This is a genomic window from Blastococcus sp. PRF04-17 (genome assembly GCF_023016265.1).
Taxonomy (GTDB): Bacteria; Actinomycetota; Actinomycetes; order Mycobacteriales; family Geodermatophilaceae; genus Blastococcus_B.
The window spans coordinates 3,063,306-3,081,913 of the sequence record NZ_CP095412.1 but is presented as its reverse complement, the minus strand read 5'-3'; the positions used below and the strand labels follow the sequence as shown (position 1 = coordinate 3,081,913).

Genomic DNA, 18,608 nt, shown 5'->3' with positions numbered 1-18,608 from the left:
CGGGTGCGGCGTCAGTCGGACAGGCGCACGGCCAGGAGCACGACGTCGTCCTCGGCGCGGCCGGGCAGGCTCTCCAGCAGTCCGTCGCACAGCTCCTCGAGCGGCGAGCCGGCCAGGCGCCGCAGCTGCGCCAGCAGCCGGGCGGTGCCCTCGTCGAGGGGCGCGTCGCGGCGCTCGACGAGCCCGTCGGTGTACAGCAGCAGGGTGTCCCCGCGGTGCAGCGACATCTCGTGGTCGGAGCGGGGGACGTCCGGGGTGACGCCGAGCAGGCGCTCGGGCGGCGTCTCCAGCAGTTCGGCGGTCCCGTCGGCGCAGATGAGCACCGGGGGAGGGTGACCCGCGTTCGACCACCGGAGGTGGATCTCCTCGGACGAGGTCGCGGGGCTGGACACCATCGCCATCACGGCAGTCACCGGGGTGGGCATGGCGAGGGTCGCGAATGCGCGGTCCAGGGCGGTGAGGACGGCGGAGGGTGAGCCGTTCACCGACTGCGCGATGCCCCGCAGCATGCCCCGTGCCTGCGCCATGGTGGCCGCCGCCGGCACGTCGTGCCCCGCCACGTCGCCGATGACGAGCGCCGTCTCGCCGTTGGGCAGCGGAAAGGCGTCGTACCAGTCACCGCCGACCTCGGCGTGCCGGGCGGCGGGCTGGTAGCGGACGGCGGTGCGCAGGCCCGGCCGTGCCGGCAGCTCCTCCAGCAGGCTGCGTTGCAGCGCCTCGGCCATCTGCACCGCCGCCTCGGTGGTGGCCGCCTGAGCACTGAGCTCCGCGATCCTCGCCTCCTGGCGGAGCCGCAGGGTGCAGGCAGCGAGTGCGGCGACGGTGGCCAGGGCGATGCCCACCAGCCGGATGAACTGGCCTGCGGCGACCCGCCCGGGCTCGTACAGGCCGTCGTAGACGCCCAGCAGCGCTCCCGTCGCGAGCGCGAGCACGCCGTAAATGAACGTGGCCCGCCGGTTCAGTGCCGAGGCGGCGAGCAGAGGGCTGACCGCGGCCAGCGTCAGCACCGTCTGGCCGCGTCCGAGCGCGAAGTCGAAGCCGATCACCACCACCAGGACGGCGAGCGGGAGCGCACGCTGCACCCGGGCTGTCCTGCTCACGACGGTCGCTCCTCGTCCGGCCCGGATGGTCGGCCCCCGCTTTGACCGCGTATCACCGTAGAGCAGCCCGGCCGGTGGCAGGCGGCACGGCGCCGTCCGGTCGCCGAGCCGCGCCGTCCCGACGGGGCCCGGAGGTTCTTCCGGGACAGGAGTCAAGGTTGGCCGGAAGCGGCCGTAAACACGGTGTCGGGCTACGGGTGCAGCCGCCGCCGAGCCGGACGCCCCATCCCCGCCGCGGCCCTCAGCCATCGAGAAAGGCAGGACCCCGCGATGCGCATGTCCCGCGTTCTGCTCGCCGGTGCCGCCGTCGTCGCTGCCGGCGCTGCCACCTCCGCCTTCACCGCGAGCAACACCTTCGATCAGACGACGTCCGTCGTGGGTTACGGCGAGGTGACCGTCACCGGTATCCACGTCACCTCGGTGACCTACAACCGGCTCGCCTCCGACAACGGGGTGCTGGACAACGTCGAGTTCGCCACGGACCACGGCACCTCTCTGGCCGGTCTGACGGCCACGATGACGCTGAAGCACGCGTCCAAGCCGACGACCAACCACTCGTGCGCGATCACGGGTACGGCGCCGACGCAGGTCATCACCTGTGATGGCGACGGCGTGATCTTCGACGACTTCGACACCGTGGGTCTCACCGTCGGCGGCGCCTGACCGCTCCTCGGCACGGCCGGGCGGCGGCACCCGCCCAGCCGCCCGCTGACGGTGCCCCGACATGAAGACAGCCACCAGAGCCGCCAGCATCAGCGCCGCCGCCGCGCTGGTGCTGGCGGCTGCGTGGTTCTTCTGGCCGACCGCGCTCGGCGGTGGGACGACCTACGTCAGCACCCACGGCGCCAGCATGGAGCCCGGGCTGCGCACCGGTGACCTGGCGGTGCTCCGCCCGGCCGCGTCGTACGCCGTCGGCGACGTCGTCGCCTACCGCAGCGAGTCCCTCGGCAGCGTCGTCATGCACCGCATCGTGGCCGGCGACGCCGAGGGCTTCGTCACCCAGGGCGACAACAACGACTGGCTGGACGAGGACCGGCCGACCGGCGAGGAGATCCTCGGGCGGCTGGTCCTCGGCATCCCGCACGGCGGGAAGGCGCTCACCGCGCTCCGGTCGCCCGGCGTCGTCGCTCTCGCCCTCGCCGCGGGCGCCGCGGCCGGCGTCTTCACCGCGACCCGCCGGCCACGAGGCAGACGTGCGGTGCGGGCCGCCCGGCGCGCGAAGCGGTCACCTTCGTTCCCCCTGCCGGTCCGCGCCCGGGCCAGGCAGGTCGCGGTCGTCTCCGGCGCGGTGGTGATCCTGTCCGCGGTGGGGTGCGCCGTCCTGGTCGCGCTGCCGTCGTCGCGGACGGAGATCCGCACCGTCCAGGTCGTCCAGGAGGGGGTGTTCTCCTACTCCGGCTCGGCCGTCGCCGGGGCGACCTACCCCTCGGGCGTCATCGAGACCGGCGACACCGTGTGGACCCGGTTGGTGCGGGACCTGGAGGTGGCCCACACCACGACCTACTCCGGGGCGGGGCCCGCCGACCTCGGCGGTGCGCTGCGACTCGACGTCGTGGTCACCGCGGCCGACGGCTGGAGCGCCGTCGTCGGCAGCGGTCCGGTCGTCGGCCTCGAGGAGGGGACGGCGACGGCGGCGGTCGGCGTCGACCAGGCAGCGGCGCTCGCGATGCTGGCCCGCCACTACGACGAGATCGGCGTCGAGGGCGGTTCGGCCACCCTCACGGTCCGCCCCCGAGCCGACGTGAGGGGCACGGTGGCGGGCCGTGCCTTCGTCGCCGGCGCCCCCGCCGGGCTGGACTTCACCCTCGGCCCGGGTTCGCTGGTCCTGGCCGGGGACCCCGCCTCGGTGCTGACGACCAGCTCCGCGACGCCGGTGCAGGTGGACGAGGTCGTGCCCCGCGGCTTCCCGCTGCTCGGGACGACCGTGTCGATCGGTGTCGCACGGGTGGCCGCCGGCAGCCTCCTCCTCGCCTCGCTCGTGGTCCTCGGTGTCGCCGCCTGGATAGGTCGGTCGGGTCCGGCCGGCGTGGCCGAGGACTTCCTCGTCCGGCACGCCGACCGGATCGTGCCGATCGCCTCGTTCCGCCCCGGCCCGCTGGTCATCGACGTGTCCGACGCGGAGTCCCTGCACCGGGTCGCCGAGCGGTTCGACACGCTGGTCCTGCACCACGCGGGCGACGACGAGGACGTCTTCGCCGTCCGGGACGTCGACGCCACCTACCGGTTCGTGGTGCCCGGCGGGCGGCGCGGCCTCCCCCGGTGCCGGGGCTCCCCGCGGTGCCGGCCCCCGGCCCGCGGAGGCGACCGCGCCGCTGCCGCTGGCGCGCTGAGCCCGAGCCGTCAGGCCTTGACGATCGCGGCCACGGGGCCACCGCCCGACGGCCCCTGGTGCACCGCCGCCACCGACACGAAGACCGCCGGGTCGCCGGTCACCGAGGCGGTCACGCCACCCACGCACGCCTTGATCTGGCGGTGCCACGAGACGTCGGAGTCGTCGAGCATCGCGTTGCGGCGGCCGCGGACCTTGCCGTCCGGGGAGGCCTCGCACTTGAGGAAGACGTTGACCAGCCGGTCGCCGAGGTCGGTGTGGTGCGGGCGGTCGGGGAGCTCGAGGCCGGCGTCGCGGATCGCGGCCCAGATGCCGTCCTGGTCGAGCGCGTCCTTCATCACCGAGTGGCCGACGCGGTAGCCGCCGCCGTGGCCGCGGGCGTTGCCGACGACGACGATCTGCGCCCGGTCCAGCTCGACGCCGGACGAACAGGAGGCGACGGAGGAGTACAGGGACAGGTCGTGCATGATCTGCTCCTGCGTCGGCATCTCGATCTCGCCGAGCGCGACCGCGATGCCCAGGGCCGTGGTGCCGTTGGAGATGTCCATGGAGCCGTGCGGCTCCTCGAGGATCGTGGTCTGGCCACGCTCCCGGGCGTCGCGGATCGTGTCGATCGTCAGCAGCGGCGTCTTGGTCTGCACGTAGTGGACGTCGGCCGGGTCGGTGATGCCCGCGGCCTCCATCGCCCGCCGCACGCCCTCCGCGCACTTCTCGACCATGGCCACGCGGCCGATGTCCTCGGGCAGCAGCACGTCGCTCATCGCGTAACCGACGGTCAGCCTGGGCTCGTCGGTCTTCTCGACCGCGTCCTCGGGCAGCGTCGCGAACACGGTCGCGTGCGGGCTGATGACGCCGTCCGTGCCGCCCGACCACACGATCGGGATCTGCTTGACCTCGTCCATCGACCGGCTGCCCTTCTCGAGCAGCACCTCGCGGAACGCGCGGTCGGCGATGATCCGCGTGTAGTCGTTGATGCCGCCGTTGCCCTCGGTCTTGCCGATGACGGCGACGACCCGGTCGGCGTCCATGACGCCGTCGTCGATGAGCTTGGCGAGCTCGGAGGCGTCGCTGACGTTGTGCAGCGGGACCTTGCGGACCTCGATCGGTGCGGGCACGGCTTTCCTCTTCTCGTCTGGGGCGGTCGGGCGGGTGACTACACAGCGGACAGGACGGTGCCGGCGTCGTCCCCGGAGACGGCGTCGGCGATGTGCTCGAGGGACGTGATGACGGCGCGGCGCCGGTGGTCGGGGGCCGACGACTCGACGAAGCGGAGCGCCGCCTCGACCTTCGGGCCCATGCTGCCGCGGGCGAACTGCCCGGCGGCCGCGTGCGCGCGCAGCTCGGCGGCGGTCACCCGGCCGAGCGGGCGCTGCGACGGCGTCCCGAAGTCGACCATCACGTTGGGGACGTCCGTCGCGATGACCAGCGTGTCGGCGTCGAGCTCCTGGGCGAGGATCGCCGCGGTGAGGTCCTTGTCGATGACGGCCTCGACGCCCCGCAGACCGGCGCCGTCGCGCCCGTCGTCGGTCACCGGGATGCCGCCGCCACCGGCGCAGATGACGACGAAGCCGGCCGCGGCCAGCGCGCGGATCGCGGGGGAGTCGACGACGGACCTCGGCTCGGGGGAGGCCACCACGCGTCGCCAGCCGCGCTCGCCGCGGTCCTCCCAGATCTGGCCGAGGGAGACGAACCGTTCCGCCTCCTCCCGGGGGAGGAACCGGCCGACGGGCTTCGACGGCTCGCGGAAGCCCGGGTCGTCGACGTCGACGAGGGTGCGGGTGACCAGGCCGGCGGTCCGTTGGGGGAGGCCGCGGGCCTGCAGGGCGGCGTCCAGCTCGTCGGCGACGGTGAAGGCGATGGTCGCCTGGGTCTGCGCGACGTTCCAGTCCAGCGGGACCGGCGGGACGACGTGGGCGGCCATCTCGTTCTTGACCAGCAGGTTGCCCACCTGAGGACCGTTGCCGTGCGTCAGGACGACCTCGGACCCGCCCGCGACCACGTCGGCGATGTGCCTGGCGGCCTCGCGGATCGCGTCCCGCTGCGCGCTGGGGGTGGCCGACCCGTCGGGGCCGGTCATGGCGTTGCCCCCGAGAGCGATCACCACGCGGCGGGAGGTCATCCCCGGACCCTAGCGGCTGAATGCCTTAGCGGTGAAGTACCCGTGCGAGGGCTAGCGTCCGGAAGACGGACGTCCCTGCCGAGCTGGACGCGGTGCTCGCGGAGCTGCGGCAGCGCGAGCCGGTCTTCCACCGGAGGAATGCCGGATGGGCGACGCGGAACTGGAGGTCGCCGTCGCTCCGGACTTCTGGGAGATCGGCGCCAGCGGTCGCGTCTACGACCGGGCTCCGGACACCTACCTCCATACCTACCTTGCTGGACATGCCGGACCAGATCACCCGCGGGCTGACCGTCTGGCAACGACGGGACGACGGCGGCTGGCGGATCCTCTACCACCAGGGGACTCCGGTCGGCTGAGCCGGCGCCGCAGTCCTCAACGGCGCCAGAAGTCGAAGCGGTCGCGGCCCCGCCGGAAGCCGGCGGCCTCGACGACGTCGACCGCGAGGTCGAAGCGCTGCCCGACGTTGCCGGGCGAGTGGGCGTCGCTGCCGAAGCTGACCGCCTCGCCCCCCTCGTCGTGGAACCAGCGCACCTGGTCGACCGACGCCAGCGGACTGCTCGTGTTCACCTCGAGGGCGCGGCCGGAGGAGGCGAGCGCACGGAACACGGCGCGGTACTCCTCCTCGTAGTCCTTCTCGACGTACCGGTGGGTCCCTCCTGGCCAGTAGCGGCGGGGGAAGTCCACATGGGCCAGCACCTGGAAGACGTCGCTGGTCTCGATCATCCGGACCACTTCGGCGAGATAGCGGCGCATCGTGCCGTCGGCGTCGCTCCGCAGCAGGTGGCCGACGCCGTAGAGGCGGCCGTCGTGGGCCAGCGAGTGCAGCGAGCCGAGGACGCGGTCGGCCGGCGCATCGCGCAGGTGGGCGGCCACGCTGGCGGAGAACAGGTGCGGCTCCCCCGTCTCGACGCCGGAGAGGATGCGCAGCTCCGGGAACCGGGCGCGGACCTCGGCCAGCTCGGCGAAGTAGCCGTCCGTGTCGATCTCGGCGTGCCGCGACGCGTGCCGCTCGACCAGCCCCTCGTCGGTGGCCAGGTCGTGGGGGTCCCAGACCGTGAAGTCCAGGTGCTCGGTGAACGCGATCGCCGGCAGCCCCAGGGCGACGGCGCGCTCGCAGGCACGTCGCATGGTGGCGGAGTCGGGGGTGTCCCAGGACCAGTGCGTGTGGACGTGGTTGTCCGGCGGTCTCATCGCCTCGGATTCTCCCCCGCCGTGCACCGGTCGTGCGCGGCCGGTCGGTTCTGTCGGCCGCAGTACCTACTGTCGTCGGCATGAGCACCGCTGCACCGACGTCCGATCTCGCCGTCGAGGCCCTGGGCGTCCTGCGCGAGCTCACCGGACGGCCCGACGCCATGTTCCGCGAGGGGCAGGACGCCGCGGTGGCCGCGCTGGTCGAGCGCTCGCAGCGCGCCCTCGTCGTGCAGCGCACCGGGTGGGGCAAGTCGGCGGTGTACTTCGTCTCCACCGCGCTGCTGCGCCGCCGCGGCGCCGGGCCGACGCTGCTGGTGTCGCCGCTGCTGGCGCTCATGCGCGACCAGGTCGCCGCCGCCGCCCGCGCGGGCATCCGCGCGGTCGAGATCTCCAGCGCGAACATGACCGAGTGGGACGACATCGCCGCCCGCCTCACCGCTGACGACGTCGACGTCCTGCTGGTCTCGCCGGAGCGGCTGACCAACCCGCGCTTCCGCGAGGAGCAGTTGCCCGGCCTGGTCGCCCGCTGCGGTCTGGTGGTCGTCGACGAGGCGCACTGCGTCTCGGACTGGGGGCACGACTTCCGGCCCGACTACCGGCGCATCCGCGACCTGCTGGGCACGCTCCCGGCCGGCACGCCGGTGCTGGCGACGACGGCGACGGCAAACGAGCGCGTGGTGGCCGACGTCGCCGAGCAACTGGGCGCCGGCGGGGTCGAGGTGACCACCGTCCGCGGGCCGCTGTCGCGCGACTCGCTGCGCCTGGGCGTGCTGCGCCTCCCGTCGGACCGGGCCCGCCTGGCCTGGCTGGCCGCCCACCTCGGTGACCTGCCGGGCAGCGGCATCGTCTACACGCTGACCGTCGCCGCCGCCGAGGAGACGGCGGCGCTGCTGCGCGACGCCGGCTACGACGTCCGCGCCTACACCGGCCGGCTCGACGACGCCGACCGGAAGGACGCCGAGGAGGCCCTGCGCAACAACGAGGTCAAGGCGCTGGTGGCCACATCGGCGCTGGGCATGGGCTTCGACAAGCCCGACCTCGGGTTCGTCGTCCACCTCGGGGCCCCGTCGTCGCCGGTCAGCTACTACCAGCAGGTCGGCCGCGCCGGCCGCGCCGTCGAGCACGCCGACGTCCTGCTGCTGCCCGGCCCGGAAGACCTCGCGATCTGGCAGTGGTTCGCCACCTCGTCGATGCCGCGGGAGGACCACGCCGCGGCCGTGCTCACCGCCATGGCCGACGGCAAGGCCTGGTCGGTGGCACGGCTGGAGACGGTGGCCGACGTCCGCCGGTCCCGGCTCGAGCTGCTGCTCAAGGTGCTCGCCGTCGACGGGGCGGTGGAGCGGGTGCAGGGCGGCTGGCGCTCGACCGGCCGGCCCTGGGTCTACGACGCCGACCGGTACGCCCGGGTCGCCCGGACCCGCGAAGCGGAGCAGCGGGCGATGATCGCCTACGCGCGGCCGGTCGACGAGGCGCAGTGCCGCATGGCATTCCTGCAGGAGGCGCTCGACGACCCGACCGCCGCGCCGTGCGGCCGCTGCGACGTGTGTGCCGCCCCTGGTACTCGACCGACGTGCCCGCCGCGGCTGCCGACGCCGCGTCCGCGGTGCTCGACCGCCCTGGGGTGGAGTTGGCTCCCCGGGCGATGTGGCCGACCGGCGCCGATCGCCTCGGCGTCGACGTCAAGGGCAAGATCGCGCCCGCCGAGCAGATCGAGACCGGCCGGGCCGTCGCCCGGCTGACCGACCTCGGCTGGGGACAGCGGTTGCGCTCGCTGCTGGGGGACGACGGGGTCGGCGGCACCGTGGTCCTCGACCTCGAGGCCCCCGGCATCGAGGAGGACCCGGACGCCGCCTTCGACGTACCGGTGCAGCGGCGGGTCTCCGACGTGCCCCCGGACGACGAGCTGCTGAAGGCCTGCGCCCGGGTGCTGGCCGCCTGGGACTGGCAGGAGCGGCCGGCCGCCGTGGTGGCCATGCCGTCACGGCGTCGCCCGCGCCTGGTCACCGGCCTGGCGCAGGGCCTGGCCGGCATGGGCCGGCTGGACTACCTCGGCGAGCTCTCGCTGCAGCACGGCGGGCCGACCGGGCAGCCCGGCGGCAACAGTGCCTTCCGCCTGGCCGCCGTGTGGGACCGCATCGTGGTGGGGCCCGAACTGCGGGGGCGGCTGGCGTCGGTGTCCGGCCCGGTGCTGCTGGTCGACGACCTGGCCGACTCGCGCTGGACGATGACGGTGGCCGGCCGGGAGTTGCGGCGGGCCGGCGTCTCGAGCGTGCTCCCGTTCGCGTTGGCACTGACCGCGTAAATCCACAGGTTTTCGCACACATGTGCGAAACCTCGGAGTAGCGTGCACCCATGGGAAAGGGCCCCGCGCCCCTGGCCACTCGCACGATCGCGGCGAGCCTCCGCGCGGCGCCGAGTCAGCCGTCGATGTGGGACCTCGCAGAGGAGGCGAGCCTCGGCCCGCTCGCCGGGGCGGTCGTCCGGCACCAGCTCAGCGACGGCGCCTGGGTGGACCACCTGCCGGGGTGGGTGGCCGGCTCCGACGAGGTGCTCGAGCTTCTGCTCGGCGACATCGGGTGGCGGGAGGACCGCCGACAGATGTACGAGCGCGAGGTGGCAGTGCCTCGGCTGTTGCGCTGGTACGGCCCCCGCGAGACGCTGCCGCACCCGCTGCTCACCGACGCCCGCGAGGCGCTGAACCGCTACTACGCACCCGAGTCGGGGGAGCGTTTCGTCAGCGCCGGCATGTGCCTGTACCGCGACGGCCGCGACAGCGTGGCCTGGCACGGTGACCGGATCGGCCGCGGGCGTTCGTCGGACACGATGGTCGCGATCGTCTCCTTCGGCTCCCCCCGGCCGCTGATGCTGCGTCCGGTGGGCGGCGGGACCAGCCTCAGGTTCCCGCTCGGCCACGGCGACCTGGTCGTCATGGGTGGCTCGTGCCAGCGGACCTGGGAGCACTGCATCCCCAAGACGACCCAGCCCGTCGGGCCGCGGGTCAGCGTCCAGTTCCGGCCGACCGGCGTCGCCTGACCGCCCCCCTGCAGGACCCCCTGGAGAGCGTGTACAGTCCTTCATGCGCCGCGCGGCCTGGGAGGGCCGCCGGACCAGGAGCCCCGTTGGGGAACAACTGGAAACCGGCGTGGTGTTGGACATTCAGCCAGCGAGGAAGCCCGGTGGGGGTGGATTTGTTGCGCGTCCGCTCTTTGAGAACTCAACAGCGTGCCGAAAGTCAGTGCCAAGTAATACCCCGTGTCGGGTTCTTCGGAGCTCGGCTGGGTTCCTTTGGTTGATTGACCCGAGTGTCAGCTCGGGGTCTCAGCCGGTTTCAAACATCTACGGAGAGTTTGATCCTGGCTCAGGACGAACGCTGGCGGCGTGCTTAACACATGCAAGTCGAACGGTGAACCTGCTTCGGTGGGGGATCAGTGGCGAACGGGTGAGTAACACGTGGGCAACCTGCCCCTGGCTCTGGGATAACTCCAAGAAATTGGGGCTAATACCGGATATGACTGCTGACCGCATGGTCTGGTGGTGGAAAGATTTATCGGCTGGGGATGGGCCCGCGGCCTATCAGCTTGTTGGTGGGGTAGTGGCCTACCAAGGCGACGACGGGTAGCCGGCCTGAGAGGGTGACCGGCCACACTGGGACTGAGACACGGCCCAGACTCCTACGGGAGGCAGCAGTGGGGAATATTGCGCAATGGGCGGAAGCCTGACGCAGCGACGCCGCGTGGGGGATGACGGCCTTCGGGTTGTAAACCTCTTTCAGCAGGGACGAAGCGGAAGTGACGGTACCTGCAGAAGAAGCACCGGCCAACTACGTGCCAGCAGCCGCGGTAATACGTAGGGTGCAAGCGTTGTCCGGAATTATTGGGCGTAAAGAGCTCGTAGGCGGTTTGTTGCGTCGGCTGTGAAATCCCGAGGCTCAACCTCGGGTCTGCAGTCGATACGAGCAAACTGGAGTGTTGCAGGGGAGACTGGAATTCCTGGTGTAGCGGTGAAATGCGCAGATATCAGGAGGAACACCGGTGGCGAAGGCGGGTCTCTGGGCAACAACTGACGCTGAGGAGCGAAAGCGTGGGGAGCGAACAGGATTAGATACCCTGGTAGTCCACGCCGTAAACGTTGGGCGCTAGGTGTGGGGCTCATTCCACGAGTTCCGTGCCGCAGCTAACGCATTAAGCGCCCCGCCTGGGGAGTACGGCCGCAAGGCTAAAACTCAAAGGAATTGACGGGGGCCCGCACAAGCGGCGGAGCATGTTGCTTAATTCGATGCAACGCGAAGAACCTTACCTAGGCTTGACATGCACGGAAATCTCCCAGAGATGGGGGGTCCGTAAGGGCCGTGCACAGGTGGTGCATGGTTGTCGTCAGCTCGTGTCGTGAGATGTTGGGTTAAGTCCCGCAACGAGCGCAACCCTCGTCCTATGTTGCCAGCACGTGATGGTGGGGACTCATAGGAGACTGCCGGGGTCAACTCGGAGGAAGGTGGGGATGACGTCAAATCATCATGCCCCTTATGTCTAGGGCTGCAAACATGCTACAATGGCCGGTACAAAGGGCTGCGATACCGTGAGGTGGAGCGAATCCCAAAAAGCCGGTCTCAGTTCGGATTGGGGTCTGCAACTCGACCCCATGAAGTTGGAGTCGCTAGTAATCGCAGATCAGCAACGCTGCGGTGAATACGTTCCCGGGCCTTGTACACACCGCCCGTCACGTCACGAAAGTCGGTAACGCCCGAAGCCGGTGGCCCAACCCTTGTGGAGGGAGCCGTCGAAGGCGGGATCGGCGATTGGGACGAAGTCGTAACAAGGTAGCCGTACCGGAAGGTGCGGCTGGATCACCTCCTTTCTAAGGAGCACTGGCCGCGCCCCGTGTGGGGTGTGGTCCAGAGCTGTGCTCGGGCCGTGACGGTCGCCCACTTCCGGGTGGCTGCTGGTGCCTGGTGACAGTGCTCGAGGGTGGAACGCTGACCAGTTCGGCCGGTGCCTGTCGGTCGCCGCTAGTACGGCTCATCCCTTTGGGGGTGGGTGTGGAAGGTGGTGGCGGGTGGGTGGCTGGTCGTAGGCGCGCTGTTGGGTCCTGAGGGAGCGGGCCATCTCCTGCGGGGGGTGTGGTCGTTGTCTTGGAGGTCAGGGCCTTCCTGGTTCTCATACCGTCGTGTCTCCTGTGGGGGTCGCGGGTCTGGTGGGGGCGTGTGGGGGGTGTCTGGTTGGTCGTTGAGAACTGCACAGTGGACGCGAGCATCTTTTTGACTCTGGTTAGCAGAGTTCTTGTAGGCCCGCACGATCGTCTCTCTTCCGGGGGTGGTTGTGCGGTGTTTTTGTGTGGCCAAGTTGTTAAGGGCGCACGGTGGATGCCTTGGCACCAGGAGCCGATGAAGGACGTAGGAGGCTGCGATAAGCCTCGGGGAGCTGTCAACCGAGCGTTGATCCGAGGATTTCCGAATGGGGGAACCCCGCACCAGTCATGTGGTGTGACCCGCGCTTGAACACATAGGGCGTGTGGAGGGAACGTGGGGAAGTGAAACATCTCAGTACCCACAGGAAGAGAAAACAACAGTGATTCCGTGAGTAGTGGCGAGCGAAAGCGGAGGTAGGCTAAACCGTTTGCATGTGATACCCGGCAGGGGTTGTGCAGGCGGGGTCGTGGGACCGTTCAGTTCCTTCTGCCGGAGGGACGGGGAGTGAGAAAGTGCATGTGTTAGTGGAAGGCCTCTGGAAGGGGTCGCCGTAGAGGGTGAGAGCCCCGTACACGAAAACTGTGCACCTCCCGAGCGTGTTCCCAAGTAGCACCGAGCCCGTGGAATTCGGTGTGAATCTGGCGGGACCACCCGCTAAGCCTGAATACTCCCTGGTGACCGATAGCGGACAAGTACCGTGAGGGAAAGGTGAAAAGTACCCCGGGAGGGGAGTGAAATAGTACCTGAAACCGTGTGCCTACAAGCCGTGAGAGCTCTTCGTCGTTTCGGCGGCGGGGGTGATTGCGTGCCTTTTGAAGAATGAGCCTGCGAGTTAGTGGTACGTGGCGAGGTTAACCCGTGGGGGGTAGCCGTAGCGAAAGCGAGTCCGAACAGGGCGAGTCAGTCGCGTGTCCTAGACCCGAAGCCGAGTGATCTACCCATGGCCAGGTTGAAGCGCGGGTAAGACCGCGTGGAGGACCGAACCCACCAGGGTTGAAAACCTGGGGGATGAGCTGTGGGTAGGGGTGAAAGGCCAATCAAACTCGGTGATAGCTGGTTCTCCCCGAAATGCATTTAGGTGCAGCGTCACGTGTTTCTTGCCGGAGGTAGAGCACTGGATGGCCGATGGGCCCCACAAGGTTACTGACGTCAACCAAACTCCGAATGCCGGTAAGTGAGAGCGTGGCAGTGAGACTGCGGGCGATAAGGTTCGTAGTCGAGAGGGAAACAGCCCAGATCATCGGCTAAGGCCCCTAAGCGTGTGCTAAGTGGAAAAGGATGTGGGATCGCAGAGACAACCAGGAGGTTGGCTTAGAAGCAGCCACCCTTGAAAGAGTGCGTAATAGCTCACTGGTCAAGTGGTTCCGCGCCGACAATGTAGCGGGGCTCAAGCACACCGCCGAAGCCGTGGCATTCACACAGACAACCCGCCGCCGGCCTTGGGTCGGCGGCCAGGTGTGTGGATGGGTAGGGGAGCGTCGTGCGGCCGTGGAAGCCACCGGGTGACCGAGTGGTGGAGGCCGCACGAGTGAGAATGCAGGCATGAGTAGCGAGAGGGGAGTGAGAACCTCCCCCGCCGGAAGACCAAGGGTTCCTGGGCCAGGCTAATCCGCCCAGGGTGAGTCGGGACCTAAGGCGAGGCCGACAGGCGTAGTCGATGGACAACGGGTTGATATTCCCGTACCCGCGAAGGAACGCCCATGCTGAACCCAGCGATGCTAACCGCCCGAACACCCGTGCCGGCTCTTTCGAGGGTCGTCGCGGGGACTAGCGCGGGACCCGGACTGGTAGTAGGCAAGCGATGGGGTGACGCAGGAAGGTAGTCCTACCGGTGAGTGGTAGTACCGGTGCAAGGGTGTGGCCCGCGGAGCAGGCAAATCCGTTCCGCACACAGGGTGAGGCCTGACGCATAGCCGAATGAGGCGAATGGGATGATCCTATGCTGCCGAGAAAAGCCTCTAGCGAGTTCCGAGCGGCCCGTACCCCAAACCAACTCAGGTGGTCAGGTAGAGAATACCGAGGCGATCGAGCGAACTGTGGTTAAGGAACTCGGCAAAATGCCCCCGTAACTTCGGGAGAAGGGGGGCCGGAGACCGTCAACACCCTCGCGGTGGGCAGCGGTAGCCGGCCGCAGAGACCAGTGAGAAGCGACTGTTTACTAAAAACACAGGTCCGTGCGAAGTCGTAAGACGATGTATACGGACTGACGCCTGCCCGGTGCTGGAACGTTAAGGGGACGGGTCAGCCGCAAGGCGAAGCTCAGAACTCAAGCGCCAGTAAACGGCGGTGGTAACTATAACCATCCTAAGGTAGCGAAATTCCTTGTCGGGTAAGTTCCGACCTGCACGAATGGCGTAACGACTTCTCAGCTGTCTCAACCACAGGCTCGGCGAAATTGCACTACGAGTAAAGATGCTCGTTACGCGCGGCAGGACGGAAAGACCCCGGGACCTTTACTATAGCTTGATATTGGTGTTCGGTTCGGCTTGTGTAGGATAGGTGGGAGACTGTGAAGCGGGCACGCCAGTGTCCGTGGAGTCGCCGTTGAAATACCACTCTGGTCGAATTGGATGTCTAACCTCGGTCCGTGATCCGGATCAGGAACAGTGTCAGGTGGGTAGTTTAACTGGGGCGGTTGCCTCCCAAAATGTAACGGAGGCGCCCAAAGGTTCCCTCAGCCTGGTTGGCAATCAGGTGTCGAGTGCAAGTGCACAAGGGAGCTTGACTGTGAGACCGACGGGTCGAGCAGGAGCGAAAGCTGGGACTAGTGACCCGGCACCGGCATGTGGAAGCGGTGTCGCTCAACGGATAAAAGGTACCCCGGGGATAACAGGCTGATCTTCCCCAAGAGTCCATATCGACGGGATGGTTTGGCACCTCGATGTCGGCTCGTCGCATCCTGGGGCTGGAGTAGGTCCCAAGGGTTGGGCTGTTCGCCCATTAAAGCGGTACGCGAGCTGGGTTTAGAACGTCGTGAGACAGTTCGGTCCCTATCCGCCGTGCGCGTAAGAGACTTGAGAAGAGCTGTCCCTAGTACGAGAGGACCGGGACGGACGAACCTCTGGTGTGCCAGTTGTACCGCCAGGTGCACTGCTGGTTGGCTACGTTCGGCAGGGATAACCGCTGAAAGCATCTAAGCGGGAAGCTCGCTTCAAGATGAGGTCTCTCACCGGGACAACCGGGTAAGGCCCCCGCCCAGACCAGCGGGTTGATAGGCCGGAAGTGGAAGCACCGCAAGGTGTGCAGCTGACCGGTACTAACAGGCCGAGGACTTGACCACACACCCCACCCCGGGTGGGGCAAGAACACCTAGTCAAGTCACAACAAGAAGAAAGTCGCGTCCACTGTGCGGTTCTGAACCACCAACCATCCCGGTTCCCCACCGGAGGTGTGAGGACATGTTCACAGCGTTACGGCGGCCATGGCGAGAGGGAAACGCCCGGCAACATTCCGAACCCGGAAGCTAAGCCTCTCAGCGCCGATGGTACTGCCCCGGAGACGGGGTGGGAGAGTAGGACGCCGCCGGACAACCATTCCGAAAGGGCCCCAGCCACCAGGCTGGGGCCCTTTCGCGTTCCTGCCGGTCAGCGAACCGCTCGGTGGGTCGCCGACCTCGTTCCTGGCCGGCGCCCGTAGCTCATGCCTGCCCCTCCCCGGTCGCGTCCTGATGGCGACGGTGACCCGTCATGGCGATGCTGTACCGGAGCGCCTGCACGACCGCGACGGGCGCCGTCCCGAGGTGGAGCCCGCCGCCCGGATCCGTGCGAGCCGCAGGCGTCGCGGGAGTGGCTGCTTGCCTCCGTCCGTTTCCCGGCCTATTCATCTCCGCATGGCTCTGGTCGTCCGCGCCCGGCGCGTGGTGCTGCCCGAGGGGGAGCGCGCCGCGACCGTGCGCACCGAGGGTGGTCGGATCGCCGCGGTCACCGCGTTCGACGACGCGCCCGGCGGCGCGGTGACGCTCGCCGACGACGAGGTGCTCCTCCCCGGGCTGGTCGACAGCCACGTGCACGTCAACGAGCCGGGCCGGACGGAGTGGGAGGGTTTCGCGACCGTCACCCGCGCCGCCATCGCCGGCGGCGTCACGACCGTGGTCGACATGCCCCTCAACTCGATCCCGCCGACGACCACGGTCGAGGCGTTGCACGTGAAACGGGAGGCGGCGAAAGGTCAGGTCGCGGCCGATGTCGCGTTCTGGGGCGGCGCCGTGCCGGGGAACCTCGGGCAGCTCCGGCCGCTGCACGAGGCCGGCGTCGTCGGCTTCAAGTGCTTCCTCCTCGACTCCGGCGTCCCGGAGTTCCCCCGCTGGACGACGGCGGGTTGCGTGCGGCGCTGGCCGAGCTCGCCGGATTCGACGGACTGCTGATCGCGCATGCCGAGGACGCCGCGGTGATCGCCGCGGCCCCGGACTGCGCCGGCTCCAGCTACGCGGCGTTCCTGGCGTCCCGGCCCGGGGCGGCGGAGGAGTCGGCGATCGCCGGCCTGATCGCCGCGACCCGCGACACCGGGGCGCGCTCGCACGTCGTCCACCTCGCCGACGCCGACGCCCTCCCCCTGCTCCGGCAGGCACGCGCCGACGGGGTGCGGATCACCGTCGAGACCTGTCCGCACTACCTGACGTTCGCCGCGGAGCAGGTGCCCGACGGTGCGACCGCGTTCAAGTGCTGCCCGCCGATCCGCGAGTCGGCGCACCGGGAGGCGCTGTGGGCCGCTCTGCGCGACGGCGACGTCGATCTCGTGGTCAGCGACCACTCCCCGTGCACGCCGGATCTCAAGCGGCTGGACATCGGCGACTTCGGCGCGGCCTGGGGTGGCATCGCGTCGCTCCAGGTCGCGCTCCCGGCCGTCTGGACCGGCGCCCGCGAGCGGGGCATCGGGCTCGACCGGGTGGTGCGGTGGATGGCCGAGGCGCCGGCCCGGTTGGCCGGCCTCCCCGCAAGGGCGCGATCGCCGTGGGCCGGGACGCCGACCTGGTGGCGTTCGCGCCCGAGGAGCGCTGGACCGTCGGGGACCTGGAGCACCGCAATCCCGTCACCCCCTACTCGGGGCTCGAGCTCAGCGGCGTCGTCCGGCGGACCTGGCTGCGCGGTCGCCCCGCCGACGGCAGTCCTCTCGGGATCCTGCTCCGCCGCGGCATGCCAGAGTGAGCGCGCCCGCCCGTTCCGAGGAGCCCGATGACCGACTTCACTCGCCTCCCCGACCTGGCCTCGCGCGACCTCGGCGGTGCGGTCGTCGCGGCCAACGACGAGTTCTTCGCGGCCAGGGAGAACCTGATCCTGCCCGCGGCCCCCGCGGCCAGGACGGAGTTCGGCCACAAGGGCAAGGAGTACGACGGGTGGGAGACCCGCCGCCGGCGCACCCCCGGGCACGACTGGGCGATCGTGCGTCTGGGGGCGCCGGGCATCGTGGCCGGGGTCGTCGTCGACACGGCGTTCTTCACCGGCAACTACCCGCCCCGCGGATCGGTCGACGGCGCCGCCCTCGAGGGCCATCCGTGGGTCGACGAGCTGACGAAGGCCGACTGGCAGCCGCTGCTGCCGCTGGTCGACCTGGCCGGCAACAAGCGGAACTACTTCCCGGTCTACTCCGACCGCCGGGTCACCCACGTGCGGCTCAACATCCACCCCGACGGCGGCGTCGCGCGGCTGCGGGTGCACGGCACGGTGGTGCCGGACCCGCGCGTGCTCGACGCCTGCGCCGTCGACCTGGCAGCGCTGGAGAACGGCGGACAGGTCACCGCGGTCAGCAACGAGTTCTACGGCCGGCCCAGCCAGCTGATCGGCCGCGGCCTGGCCCGCTCCATGGGCGAGGGCTGGGAGACCGCGCGTCGCCGCGACGCCGGCAACGACTGGGTCGAGGTGGCCCTGGCCTGCGAGGGCGTGGTCACCCTGGCCGAGCTCGACACCTCCTACTTCCTCGGCAACGCGCCGGCCACGGCCGCGCTGACCGGCATCGGCCCGGACGGCGACGTTCCCCTGCTGCCCCGCACCCGTCTGCAGCCCGACACCAGGCACCGGTTCGTCCTGACCGACTCGGCACCCGTCGACAAGGTCCGGCTCGACGTCTTCCCGGACGGCGGCATGGCGCGGTTGCGGCTATGGGGCCGCCGACGGCCGCCGGACGGGCCGCCCTGGGGCGGCGCTGGTTCGACGCGCTGCACGACGTCCAGGCGCTGGAGGTGCTCGGGTCGGTCGGCGTGCCGCCGCAGCAGGCCGGCCGACTGGTCGGGTCGCGGCCGCTGCGCGGGGAGCTGCCGCCGGAGGTGGCTCGGCTGCTCGACGGTTCCTGACCGCCGCGCGCGAAGCAGCGCACGAGGCGTTCCCGCGCCGCTATGGTCCGCGGACCGGTCCCCGCTCCCCGAGGAGAACCCCTGTGTCGCGTCGCGCTCGCCTGCTGGTCGCCCCTCTGTTGCTGCTCGGGCTGGCCGGCTGTGGCTCCGGGACCGTCGCCGCGGAGGAGGCCGCCGAGAAGGCGGAGGACGCGCTCGAGGAGCAGATCGGCACCCGGCCGGAGATCTCCTGCCCGGACGATCTCGACGCCGAGGTCGGTGCCGAGACGCGGTGCACCCTGACCGCCGGCGGGGATCCGACCGAGTACGGCGTCACCATCACGGTCACCTCGGTCGAGGGGCAGACCGTCAACTTCGACGTCGAGGTCGACGAGGAGCCCAGCGAGGGATGACCCGTT

11 protein-coding genes, 3 rRNA genes and 2 pseudogenes are annotated in these 18,608 nt (G+C 69.7%); 12 read left to right on the top strand and 4 right to left on the bottom strand.

Annotated features, from left to right (window positions below; all coding sequences use genetic code 11):
• Nucleotides 1-11: 11 nt before the first annotated feature.
• Nucleotides 12-1,100 carry a PP2C family protein-serine/threonine phosphatase gene (locus MVA48_RS15555; RefSeq protein ID WP_246981602.1) on the bottom strand — a complete coding sequence of 363 codons (1,089 nt, stop codon included), beginning with the start codon at nucleotides 1,098-1,100 and terminating at the stop codon, nucleotides 12-14.
• 276 nt (nucleotides 1,101-1,376) lie between these two features.
• Here MVA48_RS15555 and MVA48_RS15550 point away from each other — a divergent pair, with 276 nt between their 5' ends.
• Entirely contained in the window at nucleotides 1,377-1,763 is a 387-nt protein-coding gene (locus MVA48_RS15550; RefSeq protein WP_246981601.1) for a hypothetical protein, read from the top strand.
• A 61-nt stretch (nucleotides 1,764-1,824) separates the two neighbouring features.
• Nucleotides 1,825-2,205, top strand: a pseudogene (locus tag MVA48_RS15545) (signal peptidase I); the annotation flags it as partial.
• Between the two features lie 1,235 nt (nucleotides 2,206-3,440).
• Here the strand turns inward: MVA48_RS15545 and MVA48_RS15540 are convergent.
• The 3 genes from MVA48_RS15540 to MVA48_RS15530 all read right to left on the bottom strand — a co-directional run bounded on the left by MVA48_RS15540 (nucleotide 3,441) and on the right by MVA48_RS15530 (nucleotide 6,739).
• Complete coding sequence (locus MVA48_RS15540) at nucleotides 3,441-4,544, bottom strand: ring-opening amidohydrolase (protein WP_246981600.1); 1,104 nt, start codon at nucleotides 4,542-4,544, stop codon at nucleotides 3,441-3,443.
• Nucleotides 4,545-4,582: 38 nt separating this feature from the next.
• On the bottom strand, nucleotides 4,583-5,548 hold the full coding sequence (locus MVA48_RS15535; protein WP_246981599.1) for a carbamate kinase: 966 nt from the start codon (nucleotides 5,546-5,548) through the stop codon (nucleotides 4,583-4,585).
• Between the two features lie 372 nt (nucleotides 5,549-5,920).
• Complete coding sequence (locus tag MVA48_RS15530) at nucleotides 5,921-6,739, bottom strand: PHP domain-containing protein (protein WP_246981598.1); 819 nt, start codon at nucleotides 6,737-6,739, stop codon at nucleotides 5,921-5,923.
• Between the two features lie 80 nt (nucleotides 6,740-6,819).
• Here MVA48_RS15530 and MVA48_RS15525 point away from each other — a divergent pair, with 80 nt between their 5' ends.
• The 10 genes and pseudogenes from MVA48_RS15525 (at nucleotide 6,820) to MVA48_RS24275 (ending at nucleotide 18,602) form a co-directional block, all read left to right on the top strand.
• Complete coding sequence (locus MVA48_RS15525) at nucleotides 6,820-8,478, top strand: RecQ family ATP-dependent DNA helicase (protein ID WP_246981597.1); 1,659 nt, start codon at nucleotides 6,820-6,822, stop codon at nucleotides 8,476-8,478.
• On the top strand, nucleotides 8,382-9,041 hold the full coding sequence (locus MVA48_RS15520; RefSeq protein WP_246981596.1) for a hypothetical protein: 660 nt from the start codon (nucleotides 8,382-8,384) through the stop codon (nucleotides 9,039-9,041). Before MVA48_RS15525 ends, MVA48_RS15520 begins: the two co-directional genes overlap by 97 nt.
• A gap of 50 nt (nucleotides 9,042-9,091) precedes the next feature.
• Nucleotides 9,092-9,772 carry an alpha-ketoglutarate-dependent dioxygenase AlkB gene (locus MVA48_RS15515; protein WP_246981595.1) on the top strand — a complete coding sequence of 227 codons (681 nt, stop codon included), beginning with the start codon at nucleotides 9,092-9,094 and terminating at the stop codon, nucleotides 9,770-9,772.
• A gap of 302 nt (nucleotides 9,773-10,074) precedes the next feature.
• Nucleotides 10,075-11,593: ribosomal RNA gene (locus MVA48_RS15510) — 16S ribosomal RNA — on the top strand.
• Between the two features lie 478 nt (nucleotides 11,594-12,071).
• Nucleotides 12,072-15,204, top strand: a 23S ribosomal RNA gene (locus MVA48_RS15505).
• Nucleotides 15,205-15,335: 131 nt separating this feature from the next.
• A 5S ribosomal RNA gene (gene rrf / locus MVA48_RS15500) occupies nucleotides 15,336-15,452 on the top strand.
• The 16S, 23S and 5S rRNA genes sit together here, the layout of an rRNA operon.
• A gap of 301 nt (nucleotides 15,453-15,753) precedes the next feature.
• Nucleotides 15,754-16,287, top strand: a complete 534-nt coding sequence (locus MVA48_RS15495) for an amidohydrolase family protein (protein WP_246981594.1) — start codon at nucleotides 15,754-15,756, stop codon at nucleotides 16,285-16,287.
• Nucleotides 16,242-17,099 (top strand): hypothetical protein, encoded by an 858-nt coding sequence (locus MVA48_RS15490; protein ID WP_246981593.1) that lies wholly within the window; start codon nucleotides 16,242-16,244, stop codon nucleotides 17,097-17,099. Before MVA48_RS15495 ends, MVA48_RS15490 begins: the two co-directional genes overlap by 46 nt.
• A pseudogene (gene alc / locus MVA48_RS24280) lies at nucleotides 17,096-17,971 on the top strand (allantoicase); the annotation flags it as partial. The gene MVA48_RS15490 and the pseudogene alc, both read left to right, overlap by 4 nt.
• Before the next feature lie 322 nt (nucleotides 17,972-18,293).
• Complete coding sequence (locus MVA48_RS24275) at nucleotides 18,294-18,602, top strand: DUF4333 domain-containing protein (RefSeq protein ID WP_371821249.1); 309 nt, start codon at nucleotides 18,294-18,296, stop codon at nucleotides 18,600-18,602.
• Nucleotides 18,603-18,608: the final 6 nt, after the last annotated feature.

Excerpts from the sequence above, each read along its gene's own strand:
- MVA48_RS15550 (WP_246981601.1), top strand. The coding sequence starts at position 1,377 with ATGTCCCGCGTTCTGCTCGCCGGTGCCGCCGTCGTCGCTGCCGGCGCT.
- MVA48_RS15535 (WP_246981599.1), bottom strand. The coding sequence starts at position 5,548 with ATGACCTCCCGCCGCGTGGTGATCGCTCTCGGGGGCAACGCCATGACC.
- MVA48_RS15530 (WP_246981598.1), bottom strand. The coding sequence starts at position 6,739 with ATGAGACCGCCGGACAACCACGTCCACACGCACTGGTCCTGGGACACC.
- MVA48_RS15525 (WP_246981597.1), top strand. The coding sequence starts at position 6,820 with ATGAGCACCGCTGCACCGACGTCCGATCTCGCCGTCGAGGCCCTGGGC.
- MVA48_RS15520 (WP_246981596.1), top strand. The coding sequence starts at position 8,382 with ATGTGGCCGACCGGCGCCGATCGCCTCGGCGTCGACGTCAAGGGCAAG.
- MVA48_RS15515 (WP_246981595.1), top strand. The coding sequence starts at position 9,092 with ATGGGAAAGGGCCCCGCGCCCCTGGCCACTCGCACGATCGCGGCGAGC.
- MVA48_RS15495 (WP_246981594.1), top strand. The coding sequence starts at position 15,754 with ATGGCTCTGGTCGTCCGCGCCCGGCGCGTGGTGCTGCCCGAGGGGGAG.